The sequence below is a fragment of the Bradyrhizobium sp. UFLA05-108 genome (assembly GCF_059803455.1).
This window is the reverse complement of sequence record NZ_JBANAZ010000003.1, coordinates 86,441-101,458: the sequence shown is the minus strand read 5'-3', so window position 1 is coordinate 101,458 and position 15,018 is coordinate 86,441. Positions and strand designations below refer to the sequence as shown.

The following is a 15,018-nucleotide window of genomic DNA, read 5'->3' as shown; positions in this document are numbered from 1 at the left end:
TACGTTGGCGCGGGGGTTGCTTAAGCTCGGGGCTACTTGGATCGGAATTACTTGCCGTTCGCATCCTTGGCCGCCGCCGCGGCCTGGCGGTCGCGCGCGGCGGCCAGCTCGGCTTCGATCTTGGCGCGCTGATCCGGCGGGATCACCGCCTCGTCGCGCGCCGGCGGCAGATCATGCACCGGCAGATAGCCACCCGCCTCTTTCGGATGCGGCTGCGTGTCAGCGGGCGTCAAGTCAGCAATCTGGCTTGAACATCCGCCGAGCGTAAACGCAATGATGAGCAGCGCGCACGGCGCAAGCCGCCTCGTCTGTCGGTCCCTCAACGCCAACACTGGGAATCCCCTACTCGTCCCAACAGCACGGCCGGTGGAGCTTACTCCAACAGCCAGCCTCAGCTCAAACCATTGCTGCCCTCAATGGCGTGAGCCGACCACATCCAAGGCCCCTGACGCCGTGGTGAACCCTGATTGTGACAGAACCAAGAACTATATCGCAGTGCAGCACATGTTCGCGCACGATTAACCCTAGATGGTGCGAGCTTCGCGGTGACGAACGCGGTTTGAATCGTTACTGTTCTCGTCATGAGTACCGTCACGACCGAAACGCCCACACCCGAGAAGACGTTCGATGCGGAAGCCTTCGCGATGAACGTCGCGCGGGCGATGGAAAGCGGAGGCAAGGCGCTTGCCGCCTATCTCAAGCCGCGCGAAACCGGCGAGGTCCAAGACCGGCCGCCGCCCGAACTGACCGAGATGGTCAAGACGTTCACTGCGGTCGCTCAATACTGGCTGTCAGATAACGCACGGTCCTCGGAGCTCCAGACGCGGCTTGCCAAGGACTATCTCGACCTCTGGGGCTCGGCGGCCCGGCGCATGGCCGGCGAGGACGCGCCGCCCGCGATCGTGCCCTCGCCCCGCGACAAGCGCTTCGCCGATCCGGAATGGAAATCGAACCAGTTCTTCGATTTCATGATGCAGCTCTATCTGCTCACCACCAAGCGCGCGCATGAACTGGTTGACGACGCCGACGGCCTCGATCCGCACACCCGCCGCAAGGCGGAGTTCTACATGCAGCAGCTCACCAACGCGCTGTCGCCGTCGAATTTCGTGCTGACCAATCCGGAGGTGCTGCGCGAGACGGTCGCAAGCTCCGGCGACAATCTGGCGCGTGGCCTGCAAATGCTTTCCGAGGACATCGCGGCCGGCAAGGGCATGCTGAAGATCCGCCAGTCCAATCCGGACAATCTCGAGCTTGGCGTCAACATGGCGACGACGCCCGGCAAGGTGATCTACCAGAACGAGATGATGCAGCTCATCCAGTATGAGCCCACCACCGAGAAGGTGCTGCGCACACCGCTCCTGATCGTGCCGCCCTGGATCAACAAGTTCTACATTCTCGATCTCAAGCCGGAAAAATCCTACATCAAATGGTGCGTCGATCAGGGCATCACGGTGTTCGTGATCTCCTGGGTCAATCCGGACAAGCGGCTCGGCGACAAGAGCTGGGAAGACTACATGAAGGAAGGCCCGCTCAAGGCGATGGACGTGATCGAGCGGGCGACCGGCGAGATGAAGGTGCACACCGCGGGCTATTGCGTCGGCGGCACGATGCTCGCGACCACGCTGGCCTGGCTTGCCGAGAAGCGCCGCCAGCGCGTTGCTTCGGCGACGTTCTTCGCGGCGCAGGTCGACTTCACCCATGCCGGCGATTTGCTCGTTTTCGTCGACGAGAACCAGATCTCGGCGCTCGAACACGACATGAAGACCGCCGGTGTGCTCGAAGGCTCCAAGATGGCGATGGCCTTCAACATGCTCCGCTCCAACGACCTGATCTGGTCCTATGTCGTCAGCAACTATCTGAAGGGCCAGCAGCCGAGCGCCTTCGACCTCCTGCACTGGAATTCGGACGCAACCCGCATGACGGCGGCGAACCATTCCTATTACTTGCGCAACTGCTACCTGGAGAACCGGCTGTCGACGGGCAGCATGGTGCTCGACAACACGCTGCTCGACCTCTCCAAGGTCAAGGTGCCCGTCTACAATCTCGCCACCCGCGAGGACCACATTGCGCCGGCCGAATCGGTGCTCTACGGCTCGCAGTTCTTTGGCGGTCCGGTGAAATATGTGCTGTCGGGCTCGGGCCACATCGCTGGCGTCGTCAACCCGCCTGCTTCGAACAAGTACCAGTACTGGACCAATGACAACATCAAGGACGTCAACGTCGCGCAGTGGATGAAGGGCGCAGAGGAGCACAAGGGCTCGTGGTGGCCGGACTGGCGCGAATGGCTGGGTGGGCTCGACCCCGAGGAGGTGCCGGCGCGTCCCGTCGGCAGTGCGGCGGTGCCGCCGATCGAGGACGCACCCGGCAGCTACGTCCGCGTTCGCGCGTAGCGGAATCTTTCGCGCTTTTGTATAAGCTCCCTCTTCGACACGGCGAATAAAGTGGGGATCGGACTATGACGCGCGAATTGTTCTGGCTGACCTTGACGGTGATCCTGACCGGCATCCTCTGGATCCCCTACATCATCAACCGCTGCCAGGTCCGCGGCCTCTCGGGCGCGATGGCCAATCCCTCGCGGGGCGACAAGCCGCATGCCGAATGGGCGAACCGGCTGATGTTCGCGCATGACAACGCGGTCGAGAACCTCGTGATCTTTGCACCGCTGGTGCTGATCCTGAACGCGATCGACTACTCGAGCAAATGGACGGTGCTGGCCTGCGCCGTCTACTTCTGGGCCCGCGTCGCGCATCTGATCGTCTACGCGCTGGGACTTCCGGTGTTCCGCACCCTCGCGTTCACCGTCGGTTTCATCGCCCAGGCCGTGCTGGCGCTGGCGATCTTCCAGTTGCTCTGATCGAACGACCGTTGCGACGTCATTCCGGGGCGGTGCGCAGCACCGAACCCGGAATCTCGAGATTCCGGGTTCGCGCTGTGCGCGCCCCGGAATGACGACAATCCCTACTCCTCCGGCAATCCCAGCATCAGCCGCATGTTCTGCACGGCCGCACCCGAGGCGCCCTTGCCGAGATTGTCGAGGCGCGCGACCAGCACCGCCTGGTGGTACTTGTCGCTGGCGAAGACGTAGAGCTCGAGCTGGTTGGTCTCGTTGAGCGCCTCCGGCTCGATCCGCCCCGCCTTGGTTGCTTCGTTTTGAAGCGGCATCACCGAGACGTATTTCGAGCCGGCGTAGCGCTTGGCGAGCGCGGCCTGCAGATCGGCTCCGCCAGGCTTGCCCGGCAGCGTGTCGAGCTGGAGCGGCACCGAGACCAGCATGCCCTGCCGGTAGTTGCCGACCGAGGGAATGAAGATCGGCCGCCGCGTCAGGTTCGAATAGAGCTGCATCTCCGGCAGATGCTTGTGCTCGAAGCCGAGGCCGTAGAGCTCGAAGGATGGTGCGCTGCCGTCCTCGAAGCTCGCGATCATCGACTTGCCCCCGCCGGAATAGCCGCTCACCGCGTTGACGGTGACGGGATAGTCCTGTGGCAAGAGGCCGGCATCGACGATCGGCCGCAGCAGCGCGATCGCGCCGGTCGGATAGCAGCCGGGATTCGAGACCTTTTTGGCGGCCTTGATCTTGCCAGCCTGATCGGGCGTGAGCTCGGCAAATCCGTAGGCCCAGTCGGGCGCGACACGATACGCGGTCGAGGCGTCCAGCACTTTCGGAGCCGCGGCGCCCATGCCGTCGACCAGCGCGACCGTCTCCTTCGCGGCGTCGTCGGGCAGGCAGAGAATGACGAGATCGACCTCCTCCATCAGCGCCTTCTTGGCCGCGGGATCCTTGCGCTTGTCGTCGGCAATCGTCTTCACTGCGACGTCGCCCTGCAGCTTGAGCCGCTCGTTGATGCCAAGGCCGGTCGTGCCGGAGCCGCCGTCGACGAAGACGACCGGCTTCTTGGTGGCAGCACCGACCGTCGGGGCTTGTTTGGTCTCAGCGAGGCTCATGTCGCGCTCCTTTCGAGCTTGTTCGTGTCATCTGCAATGACTTGATCAGTGAAGATTTGCGGCCGCGTCTGCCGCATCAATCGTGAAATCGCTTTCGCGTCGGCATCGCCATCGCCGAGCGCATTTGCGATCGCGGCGAAGTCGGCTTCGGACTTGTGCTGGTTGAGCTTGAAGCTGCCTTCGACCTCTTCAACCGTCATGACCAGACCCACGATCGCCTTCTTCATCGCCTCGAGTCGCCCCGCTGCCATCTTCGCCGAGGTCCATGGCTTCTTCGGCAGCAGCCACTCCTCGAACTTGGCACTGAGCGTGTCGATCTGCACGCTGAGCTCCACGTCCGACAAGACCCGCACGGGCCCGGTCAGATGCACCGACTGGTAGAGCCAGGTCGGCACCTGGTCCGGCGAGACGTACCAGTCCGGCGATACATAGGCATCCGGACCATTGACCGCGAGCAGCCAGGACGTCGCCCCGTCCGCAAGTTTTACCAGCGGATTGTGACGGGCAACATGAAAGGCGGCGTGCGGCGTGCCGTCGGCGGCGTAGCTCACATAGAACGGCAATTGTGACGCGATCGGCCTGGTGCCGTCCCACGCGCAGATGGTGCCGAAGCCGCGCTCGTCCGCAAGCTTGAGGCTCGCGGCGCGGTCCTGCTTGAAAAAGGGCGGTGTATACATCGTGGTCTCCTGCTGGGGCTCCTTGTAGGGGCCGCCGGATCAGATCGCGCTGACAGGAGAGAGAATGCCGCGGATCGGATCCAGCGGCAAAGGCGATGATCTCAAACGCGATCGACCGCCCAAACCGCTAAAGTGCGGCGGCGGCGACGGGCGAACAGAATGGTCGCAGCGTTGATCATGGCGCGCCGCTATAAGGCCATATCGGCTGGACGTCAAGGTTTGGAACTGTCGTTCGGGGCCGCCGGAGCGTGGATCCGGCGTGACCGGCGATCGCAAACGGCTAGCGTCACATCGCCGTCGTTACCATCTGGCCATGCCGAGACGGCCGAAGAGCGCCTCCCAAAAGGAGCCTCCCCGGGTCAACTCGTACAAGTGAGCGCTTGCCTGCTCGTTCCCGAGATCGGATGCCTTGCTGTACCATTTGATCGCCTGCCGAGTATCCTTGGCCACGCCCGTGCCGCTCTCATATGCCCAACCCAAATTGTATTGAGCCAACCCGTCGTTCTGCTCGGCGGCCTTGCGCAGCAGCGATATGCCCTTGGTGAAATCTTGCGGCACGCCTTCGCCCTTGATGTGCAGGAGGCCGAGGTTCGTCTGCGCGAACGTCAATCCCTGTTCAGCGGCCCTCGAAAACAGATCGACGGCCAAAGCATAGTCCTGGGGAACACCGCGTCCGTCCCGGTACATGGCTGCAAGGCGGGACTGGCTATAGGCGTTGCCCTGATCTGCGGCCTTGGCGTACCAGTCGGCTGCCTGCTTCTCGTCCCGAGCCGTCCCGAGGCCGATCTCGTAGACGTAAGCCAGATTCGCCTGTCCGTACGCGTCGCCCCGTTCGGCCGACAGGCGAAACCATTTGATCGCCTCCGCGCCGTCGCGCTTTGTTCCGCTCCCGTCCCGGTACATCACCCCCAGATAGGACTGCGCACGTGCGCTGCCCATTTCGGCCAGCGGCTTCAATCGCTCCATCGCGCCCACAAAATCATGAGCGAGATATGCGCTCACGCCGTCCCTGAAGTCGGCGCCGACATCGACGACGGAGGCTCCCTCTTTCGGGGTCAGCCCGATCAGCCCGTATTTGAACTCGTCGAGCTTATCAAACCCCTTCTCGATCGCCTGGGCAAACTTCGCCGGGCAGACCGGCGCATCGAACGTCAGGCGAAAAACGGCGTTGGAGCGAATGGTTCGGCCATCGACGTCAATCGTGCCGCTGACGTCGATCCGGCCATGGACGGCTCCATAACCCGTCCGCCCCTCGAACGTGGCCGAATAGTCGACGGGTGCCGGTTTCTCGTAGAAGAAGATGTTCTCGGGGACCGCCAGCGAAGCGGTCTCGCGATATTCCATCGGCCGGCAAACAAACGGCCGGCCGTTCGTCTGGCGGGCAGCCAACCGCAGCAGCGGCCGCCTTGGATCAGTCAACGGCAACATCCTGACGCGCGCGGGCCGATCGAGATCGACGGCCTTGCTGATCTGAAACGTCGATGTGATCGCGTAGTTGTCCGAGAGGTCGCGGGGATTTGGATAGGTGTAGTCGCCGCTGCCGGTCAGGCCGGCCTGCTCGATCAGGCGCTTGGCGGTCATCCGCCGGTCTGCATCATCCAATCCCTGTGCGACCACACGTCCGAGTTGCGCGCCGACGCCCGTGCCGGACAGGATCGACCGTGCTTCGCGTTTGCCGTCGCGATCGAGGACGTAGTCCGTCTCCGCAGAGAGCCGGAAGCGTGCCGGGTCGCTCATCGGGATGCGTCCCAAGGTGCCCTTGTCGATGTTGAGGACCGGCTTGCCCGCGAGATCCGGCGGCAGTGAGCCGAAGGCGAAGAGTGAGGCGGTCGGGTCGAGATATTGATCGATCTCCGGGACATAGGCGATCGCGTGATCGAAATTCGGCGTAGCAATTTCGGTGAGCGTATACCTTGCGTCAGAGTTCACCGCGACGAGATTGGCCTCTATGCCTTGGGCAGCGAGCAACGCCTTGAACAGCGTCGCGTGCGCCTTGCAATCGCCGTAGCGCGACGCAAGCACGGCCACGGCCGGCTGCGACGTCCAGCCGCCGTCCTCAAGCCCAATTCCGACATAGCGGATGTTGCGCGCGACCCAATTATAGATGCGCTCGATTTTCGCGCGCGAGTCCATGGCATCGCCTGCGATCTCCCGCGAAAGTCTCGTGATCTTCTCGTCCGGTCTTGCCATGGGCGCGTTGCGGGCGTTCAGCGCCGCCGCGAAAGCGGAATAGTCGGCAAATGTGCTCACCTCGAAACGCGCGGCGTATGAGAGAGTCTCATCGTCGATCTGGCCGGGCCTCGGCGTGTCTTGCCGAAAGCGCCCGCGATGAACGATGCGATCGTTGATCCTCTCTTCCGAGTGCTCGACATTGCGCAGCGCGATCCGCAGCGGCCTGGATGACGGACCGTCCACGATCACTTCGAGCACTTCCGGCGGTTGGCCTGCCGGCTCGCTCCAGACGCGCGCGAACTCGCCTGGAAATCTCGCCTGCTTTGTCTTGTAAACCAGACGCCCGCGGATGCTGTCGCCGGGCGCAACGTGCGGAAAGGCGATGATCCTGTTGCGGACCTCGTCGAAATAGGGCGAAGAGGAATCTGTCGAGGCCGGTTGATCGCGAATGGCCCGCTCGTCGACCGCGGCCACGCTGCCATCTGCCTTGTGGGTGGCAAGCTCCGTTGACGACAATTCGTCAAAATAGCTGTTGTACTGAAAGCTCTGCTGCGCGATCGCCTCGGCGCCCTTCTCGTCCAGCGCCTTGATCTCGAATTCGAAGACCTCGTTGCTCAGCCCGGTCTCGTCGAATGTAATGGTATGACGGGCCAACGTTCGCCGCCAACCCGGATCGATCCAGCCGGGCCTCGCGTCCGAGCTTGATGCTTCCGCGGCATACGATTTCATGTTTGGCGACAGGAGGAGCAATACCGCCAGGAATGCTGAATAAATTCGTACGATCATCTGTTGAGCGCTCGGCCGATCAATTCCGCAGCTCAACTAGCAAGCGAAGATTACCGGCGGCACTCCCAGAAAGAACGTTTTTTAAGTTTCTCCGGTCCCGATGGTCCGATTTGCTCACGAGCCAGCTCGTTCACACCAGCCGCCTCGTTCACACCAGCCGCAAGATCCACTCCATGATCTTGGCCATCACATCACCGAACAACAGCAGCGCCGCCGCCCAGATCAGGGCCGAGACAAAGTTGGCAGCCTGAAAGCTCCAATACGGCATTTCGAAAATGCCGGCGGCGAGCGGCACGGAGGCGCGCAAGGGGCCGAAGAAGCGGCCGATGAAGATGCTCGGCACGCCCCAGCTCCGCACGAAGGCCTCCCCGCGCGGCAGGATTTCCGGATAGCGCGACAACGGCCACATCTGCGCGACCTGCTCCTTGTAGCGGAAGCCGAACCAGTATGAGACCCAGTCGCCGAGGGCTGCCCCGATCGCACCCGCAATCCACACCGGATAGAAGCTGATGCCGCTCACTCCGATCAGGGCGCCGATCGCAACCAGCGCGCCCCAGGCCGGGATCAGTAGCGAGATGAAGGCGAGCGATTCACCGAATGCCAGAAGGAACACGATCGGTGCCGCCCAGACCTGGTGAACACGCACGAAGTCGGCCAGTGCGTGCGCATACTGCTCCATTGCCAAAAATGCCTTCCCCGCCCCACCGCGCGTCCTGGATCGTGAAAAGGACTGGTAAGCCAACGCCTTGCGTGACATCAAGTCACAAAGACCGGCTCGGGAGGAGCCACGATGTCAAATTGCCGGGAACAAAGGGCCCGGGTGGCGTAAAATCGCCGGGATTGGCCCGCAACGACACCTGCGACCGGTGCAACGGTCACTTTTTCAGGCCAGCCGTGGCATAGTCGGCCTAACCGATTCGCCGCCTCCGCGGCCCTCAAAACGCATCAAGACATATGTCCAAGCAATTGAAAACCAAAGCAAAAGATGACCTGTTCGGCGGCTCTGAGCCAAAGCCCCGCGCCCCCGCCAAGGCGGCCTCGCGCGCGAGCGGCGGGGAAGCCGGTTACACCGCAGCCGACATCGAGGTCCTCGAAGGCCTGGAACCGGTCCGGCGCCGGCCCGGCATGTATATCGGCGGCACCGACGAGAAGGCGTTGCACCACCTCTTTGCCGAGGTCATCGACAACTCGATGGACGAGGCGCTTGCCGGGCACGCGACCTTCATCGAGGTCGACCTGAGCGCGGACGGTTTTCTCACGGTCACCGATAACGGCCGCGGCATCCCGGTCGATCCGCATCCAAAATTCCCGAAGAAGTCGGCGCTCGAAGTCATCATGTGCACGCTGCATTCGGGCGGCAAGTTCGACTCCAAGGTCTACGAGACCTCGGGCGGTCTGCATGGCGTCGGTATCTCCGTCGTCAATGCCCTCTCCTCGCGCCTCGAGGTCGAGGTGGCGCGCAGCCAAAAACTCCATCGCATGACGTTCGAGCGTGGGCACCCGAAGGGCAAGCTCGAGGATCTCGGAAAGGTCAGCAACCGCCGCGGCACGCGCGTGCGTTTCAAGCCCGACACCGACATCTTTGGCGCCAAGGCGGCGTTCAAGCCGCAGCGCCTGTTCAAGATGACGCGTTCGAAAGCCTATCTGTTCGGCGGCGTCGAGATCCGCTGGAATTGCGCGCCCGAGCTCCTGAAGGGTGTCGAGGACGTGCCGGCGGAAGCGACGTTCCACTTCCCCGGTGGGTTGAAGGACTATCTCGCCGCCGCGATCCATGCCGACACGCTGGTGCATCCCGACATCTTCTCCGGCAAGTCGGGCCGCAACGGCGCGCACGGCGCCTGCGAATGGGCTGTGGCATGGACTGCTGACGCCGACGGCTTCCTGTCCTCCTACACCAACACCGTGCCAACGCCCGATGGCGGCACGCACGAATCCGGCTTGCGCAGCGCGCTGCTGCGTGGCCTGAAGGACCACGCTGAGCGCGTCGGCCAAGGCAAGCGCGCGGCCTCCGTCACCTCGGAAGACGTGATGGTAGGCGCGGCCGTGATGCTCTCGGTGTTCGTGCGCGAGCCGGAATTCCAGGGCCAGACCAAGGATCGTCTCGCCACCGCCGAAGCGCAGCGCATCGTCGAGCAGGCGATGAAGGATCCGTTCGACCACTGGCTCTCCGGCAATCCGAACCAGGCCAACAGGCTGCTCGACTTCGTGATCGATCGCGCCGAGGAGAGACTGCGCCGTCGCCAGGAAAAGGAAACCGCGCGCAAAACCGCCGGCAAGAAGCTGCGCCTGCCCGGCAAGCTCGCCGACTGCACCGATGCGGGCACGGAAGGCTCCGAGCTCTTCATCGTCGAGGGCGACTCGGCCGGCGGCAGCGCCAAGCAGGCGCGCGACCGCAAGACCCAGGCCGTGCTGCCGCTGCGCGGCAAGATCCTCAACGTCGCCTCTGCCGGCAAGGACAAGCTGACGGCAAATGCCCAGCTCGCCGACCTCGTACAGGCGATCGGCTCCGGTACGCTCGCGCAATATCGCGAAGAGGATCTGCGCTATCAGCGCATCATCATCATGACCGACGCCGACGTCGACGGCGCCCATATCGCCTCGCTGCTGATCACCTTTTTCTACCGGCAGATGCCGCGACTGATCGACGAGGGCCACCTCTTCCTTGCAGTGCCGCCGCTCTACAAGCTGACGCACGGTTCCAAGTCGGTCTACGCCCGCGACGATGCCCACAAGGAAGTGCTGCTCAAGAGCGAGTTCAATGCCAACGCCAAGGTCGAGGTGAACCGCTTCAAAGGTCTCGGCGAGATGATGCCGGCGCAGCTCAAGGAAACCACAATGGACCCGGCCCGGCGGACGCTCCTCAAGGTGGTCCTGCTTGCCGACGATCGCGACACCACAGCCGATTCGGTTGAGCGACTCATGGGCACCAAGGCGGAGGCGCGGTTTGCCTTCATTTCGGACAAAGCCGAATTCGCCAGCGAGGACCTGCTCGACGTCTAGTCTAGAGCGGCCCGTCGACGTCCATAGCCGGACTTAATTCCGGCTATGTCTATGAAATATCACAACTTCTCTGGATGATGCAACCTTGGTTCCACGCTCAGAGCATGGGCCGCCGGTCGCGGCAAGGTATTAGCCCTCGCGAAACGACGGGATCGGCGGCCCGATTCGGTCGAGCGACTCATTGGACGCCAAGGCGGAGGCACGGTTTGCGCTGCTTTCGAACGAAGCCGACGTCGCCGGGAAGGAGATGCCGGAAGCGCGAGGCCGCCTCCCTTCCTAAGCTACTGATCCAGCGACAAAATCCGCTGCGACCGGAGACCCCGAACGAAGTGTGTCCTCCGTACAACTGCGGAGGGTTTTCCGGCGGTTGTGTCTGCGCCGCAACAGCTTTTCGACATGAACCGGCTATAGTCCGGACATCAGATTTGACTTGGAACGGCGCTCGCGCCTTGGCACGCAGACCAAAGTTGGGGATTTGGATATGAATAAGATTGTACTCGCTCTGACGGCGGTCGTTGCGATGACAGGTGCGGCTTCCGCGGCTGACCTGGCTGCGCGGCCCTACACCAAGGCCCCGGTGGTTGCGGCTCCGGTCACCAGCTGGACCGGCTGCTATCTCGGCGGCGGCGGCGGCGGCGCGATGACCAACAACGACAACAACCTCGTCGATCCCGTGACCGGCGCTGCCTTGAATGCGAACCAGACGAACGGTGCGCGTGGTTGGTTTGGCACGGTTCAGGGTGGTTGCGACTACCAGTTCCAGAACTGGGTGGTTGGTGGTTTCGCTGACTACGATTTCATGGACATCCACGGTGACACCACTCTGGGCACGGGCTTCTTCACCGGCCGACAGAAGCAGGATTGGCAATGGGCCGTGGGCGCTCGCGTCGGCTATCTGGTTCTGCCGCAATTGCTCACCTACGTTTCGGGCGGTTACACTCAGGCGCATTGGAAGTCGACCGACCTGACCGCGTTCGGGTTTGGCACGCCGTCATTCACCTCGCCCGGCTTCACCAAGGGCGGCTGGTTCATCGGCACTGGCGACGAATACGCGCTGACCACCTTCCTGCCCGGCCTGTTCTGGAAGACCGAGTATCGCTACTCCGAGTTTGACAGGCAGAACAGCCCCATCAACGATTTCACGACCGGTACCTTCACTGGCGTCAACACGACCCAGAAGCTCCGCGAGCACAGCGTGCGCAGCGAGCTGGTCTACCGCTTCAACTGGGGTGGCCCGGTGGTCGCCAAGTACTGATCTGATCTCGATACGAGAGTTTCAAAAGCCCCGGCATCGTCCGGGGCTTTTTCGTTGTGACACACCCTCGTCAGGACACCCCCGCCCTGACGCCCGAAGCCTAAACCGTCATGTCAGTCCGTGGAAACGCGTTGCTGTTGTGTCGGAACAGCAACAGCATTCTTCGGGGAACTGGCTATAAGCGACCTATCGGTTGAATCGTTTCCGGGGCACTCGCGCTCCCTTGCTGGGGTGGAATTCGAAATGAAGAAGTTTGTGTTTGCTTTCGCGGCGATCGCGGCAATGACGGGCGCAGCCTCGGCGGCTGACCTCGCGGCGCGGCCCTACACTAAGGCTCCGGTGGCTGTTGCTCCGGCTGTCAACTGGACCGGGTGCTACGTCGGTGCCGGCGGTGGCGGCGCGATGACCAACAACGATCGCAGCAATACCTACGACGCGACGACCTTCGTGCCGGTCACCAGCACTCCTAATGTCACGAACGGTGCGCGCGGCTGGTTCGGTACCGTCCAAGGTGGCTGCGACTACCAGTTCGCGGGAACCAACTGGCTGGTCGGTGGCTTCGCGGACTACGACTTCATGGATGTGAAGGGCGACGTCGGGATCGATGGTTTCTTCGTGCCTCCCTCCACTGGAAGCCAGAAGCAGGATCAGCAGTGGGCTGTCGGCCTCCGCGTGGGTTATCTGGTCCTCCCGCAATTGCTGACCTACGTGTCAGGCGGCTACACGCAGGCGCACTGGAAAAGCACGGCCCTAACGTCCGCCTTCTTCCCGGGTGGAACGGCAAGCCTGGGCGGAGCGACGAAGGGGGGCTGGTTCATCGGTACGGGCGACGAATATGCTCTGACGAGCTTCCTGCCCGGACTGTTCTGGAAGACCGAATACCGCTACTCCGAGTTCGATCGCGCCAATGTCACCATCGACTATACCGGGTTCGGCGGCCCCGCCACCGGCTTCGGCGAGTCCCAGAAGTTCCGCGAGCACAGCGTGCGCAGCGAGCTGGTCTATCGCTTCAACTGGGCCGGCCCGGTGGTCGCCAAGTACTGAGCCGATCAAGTACTGATCCGAGCTCGATGCGAGATCTCAAGAGCCCCGGCATCGTCCGGGGCTTTTTCTTTGCGGCCCTCAATTCCGCAGGCTTGCTTTCAGCGATTGGGGGTATCTCGAAGCGGCTTCTCGATCTCTGCCCAATCAGCCTCCGTGATCGCCTCGCTGCGCGCGTCGCGACGGTGTCCTCCCTCTTCCTCGCTGCTCCGTCAGCCCGGCGGCCATTGTCTCCACACCAAAGCTACGGCTAGTCTGGTCCAACGGTCTCGCGACCGCCGACATCGTCGATGCCGCGGCGCGACAGAAGCAGACCAACCGGAGGGGACCGTATGCGCAGATTTCTGCTGACCGCAGGCCTGTTTGCGACCGCCCTGGGTCTGATCTGGATCGGACAGGGCACGGGGACGTTTCCCTGGCCGCGATCGAGCTTCATGGTCAACCAGCTGCAATGGGCCGGCTATGGCGCGGCCATGGCCGGTTTCGGACTGGTCCTGATCTGGGAAAGCAGCCAGTAGAAGAAACCAAACAAGAAAAGGACACAGCATGACAGCCAGCCGGTTCGATCTTCACGGCAAGGTCGCGATCGTCACGGGAGGCAATGGCGGCATCGGGCTCGGCATGGCCCGCGGGCTTGCCGATGCCGGCGCCGACATCGCCGTCGTTGGACGCAACGAAGCGAAGTCGAAAGCGGCGGTCGAGGATCTCCGCCAGCGCGGCATCAAGGCAATCGTAGTCGCGACCGACGTCACCGACAAGGCCGCGGTCGAGGCGATGGTCGCGCATGTCGCAAAGGAGTTCGGCCGCATCGACATCCTCGTCAACAATGCCGGCATGAGCATACGCAAGCCGCCGCAAGACCTCGAGCTCGAGGAATGGAGCAAGGTGATCGACACGAATCTCACCAGCGCCTTCGTGTGCTCGAAGGCGGCCTATCCGGCGCTGAAGGCGTCCGGCCGCGGCAAGGTGATCAATATCGGCTCGATGATGTCGATCTTCGGTGCGAGCTTTGCGCCGGCCTATGCGGCGAGCAAAGGCGGCATCGTGCAGTTCACGCGCGCCTGCGCCAACGCCTGGGCGGGCGACAACATCCAGGTCAACGCGATCCTGCCAGGCTGGATCGACACCGATCTCACGCGCGGCGCACGTGAGCAGGTCAACGGGCTGCACGAGCGCGTGCTTGCGCGCACGCCCGCAGGACGCTGGGGCCATATCGACGACTTCGCCGGCATCGCGGTGTTCCTGGCATCATCCGCGTCCGACTTCGTCACCGGCGCGGCGATCCCCGTCGATGGCGGCTTCTCGGTGATGGCTTGAGATCCAGACACGCATGAAAAAAGCCCCGGCCAAGGCCGGGGCTTTGCATCAGACGATCGTCAAGCCGACATCAGTATCTGGCGACCACCGGTCCGCCAAAATGATAGTTGATCTTGACCCGTGCCACGTGCTCGCGGTCGTCAAATCGCGCGGTACTCGTATTGAAGAAAAAGCCACCTGCCGGCGCCAGCGTGAGCGTCGTCCTGCCAAGGTCGACATAGAGGTATTCGGCCCCGACCGACCAATTCCTCGCGAACAGCCATTCGGCGCCTGCGCCCACAGTCCAACCGACGCGCGTCGTGTCGTCGCTGACCGTACGACACGTTCCCGAGGGAGCAACCGGACAGGCGACGCCCGGGGCAAGGACTTCCGTCATCGAGTGCTTCACAGCGCCAACGGCGAGACCGCCGGTTGCGTAGACCAACCAGTTGCCGCCGGTATAGCCGATACGGCCACGAACTGTGCCGAGAGCACCCTGCTCAGAGCGGAAATAGGCGGTGTCCGTTGCGACAGTGCCCATGGGTGCTCCGGCCGCAGGGTTGTTCCCAAACTGGACGAAGCTGTGCTGGATGAGTTGTTGCCAGGCACCGTCACCCTCGATACCGACGACCCAAGTTCCGATCTGCCAGTTGTAGCCAATCTGCGCACCCCAATAAAACTGCTCGGACGCGAGCAGTTGGTCGAGAGGTCGAAGGGATTGGCGCCCACGAGGACAGGGGCCGCTACACCTGCGGGTGAACCACAGAACGTGAAGATGTTGCCCGGCGTCGTGAACGGCATGTCATAGCCGAGTCTGTTGTCCGACCACGCCCCACCGAAATTGCCTCC

13 protein-coding genes are annotated in these 15,018 nt (G+C 62.9%); 7 read left to right on the top strand and 6 right to left on the bottom strand.

The window, feature by feature from the left end; genetic code table 11:
• Positions 1-47: 47 nt before the first annotated feature.
• The gene (locus SO140_RS03015; RefSeq protein ID WP_449380825.1) at positions 48-332 is read right to left on the bottom strand and encodes a hypothetical protein; all 285 of its coding nucleotides are present in this window, start codon (positions 330-332) and stop codon (positions 48-50) included.
• A gap of 249 nt (positions 333-581) precedes the next feature.
• On the opposite strand from SO140_RS03015, the gene SO140_RS03010 reads away from it, so the two are divergent.
• Positions 582-2,390 (top strand): PHA/PHB synthase family protein, encoded by a 1,809-nt coding sequence (locus SO140_RS03010; RefSeq protein WP_449380824.1) that lies wholly within the window; start codon positions 582-584, stop codon positions 2,388-2,390.
• Between the two features lie 65 nt (positions 2,391-2,455).
• The gene (locus SO140_RS03005) at positions 2,456-2,854 is read left to right on the top strand and encodes an MAPEG family protein (RefSeq protein WP_449380823.1); all 399 of its coding nucleotides are present in this window, start codon (positions 2,456-2,458) and stop codon (positions 2,852-2,854) included.
• A gap of 104 nt (positions 2,855-2,958) precedes the next feature.
• Here SO140_RS03005 and argC read toward each other — a convergent pair whose 3' ends face one another.
• From argC to SO140_RS02985, 4 genes are all read right to left on the bottom strand, one after another.
• Positions 2,959-3,942: an N-acetyl-gamma-glutamyl-phosphate reductase gene (gene argC / locus SO140_RS03000; RefSeq protein WP_449380822.1), complete on the bottom strand. Its 984-nt coding sequence runs from the start codon at positions 3,940-3,942 to the stop codon at positions 2,959-2,961.
• Entirely contained in the window at positions 3,939-4,619 is a 681-nt protein-coding gene (locus tag SO140_RS02995; RefSeq protein ID WP_449380821.1) for an FMN-binding negative transcriptional regulator, read from the bottom strand. The genes argC and SO140_RS02995 overlap by 4 nt, the downstream gene beginning before the upstream one ends.
• 300 nt (positions 4,620-4,919) lie before the next feature.
• On the bottom strand, positions 4,920-7,445 hold the full coding sequence (locus SO140_RS02990) for a DUF3857 domain-containing protein (RefSeq protein ID WP_498542307.1): 2,526 nt from the start codon (positions 7,443-7,445) through the stop codon (positions 4,920-4,922).
• Positions 7,446-7,725: 280 nt separating this feature from the next.
• Positions 7,726-8,256, bottom strand: coding sequence for a DedA family protein (locus SO140_RS02985; RefSeq protein WP_449380842.1), 531 nt, complete (start codon positions 8,254-8,256; stop codon positions 7,726-7,728).
• Positions 8,257-8,531: 275 nt separating this feature from the next.
• On the opposite strand from SO140_RS02985, the gene parE reads away from it, so the two are divergent.
• The 5 genes from parE to SO140_RS02960 all read left to right on the top strand — a co-directional run bounded on the left by parE (position 8,532) and on the right by SO140_RS02960 (position 14,190).
• On the top strand, positions 8,532-10,577 hold the full coding sequence (parE, locus tag SO140_RS02980) for a DNA topoisomerase IV subunit B (protein ID WP_498542306.1): 2,046 nt from the start codon (positions 8,532-8,534) through the stop codon (positions 10,575-10,577).
• A gap of 481 nt (positions 10,578-11,058) precedes the next feature.
• Positions 11,059-11,832 carry an outer membrane protein gene (locus tag SO140_RS02975; protein WP_449380818.1) on the top strand — a complete coding sequence of 258 codons (774 nt, stop codon included), beginning with the start codon at positions 11,059-11,061 and terminating at the stop codon, positions 11,830-11,832.
• Positions 11,833-12,075: 243 nt separating this feature from the next.
• Positions 12,076-12,876, top strand: a complete 801-nt coding sequence (locus tag SO140_RS02970) for an outer membrane protein (protein ID WP_449380817.1) — start codon at positions 12,076-12,078, stop codon at positions 12,874-12,876.
• A gap of 329 nt (positions 12,877-13,205) precedes the next feature.
• Entirely contained in the window at positions 13,206-13,391 is a 186-nt protein-coding gene (locus tag SO140_RS02965) for a hypothetical protein (RefSeq protein WP_449380816.1), read from the top strand.
• A 28-nt stretch (positions 13,392-13,419) separates the two neighbouring features.
• Positions 13,420-14,190 carry an SDR family NAD(P)-dependent oxidoreductase gene (locus SO140_RS02960; RefSeq protein WP_449380815.1) on the top strand — a complete coding sequence of 257 codons (771 nt, stop codon included), beginning with the start codon at positions 13,420-13,422 and terminating at the stop codon, positions 14,188-14,190.
• 70 nt (positions 14,191-14,260) lie between these two features.
• Here SO140_RS02960 and SO140_RS02955 read toward each other — a convergent pair whose 3' ends face one another.
• A complete protein-coding gene (locus SO140_RS02955; RefSeq protein WP_498542371.1) occupies positions 14,261-14,866 on the bottom strand; it encodes an outer membrane protein in 606 nt (201 codons plus the stop codon).
• Positions 14,867-15,018 lie beyond the last annotated feature (152 nt).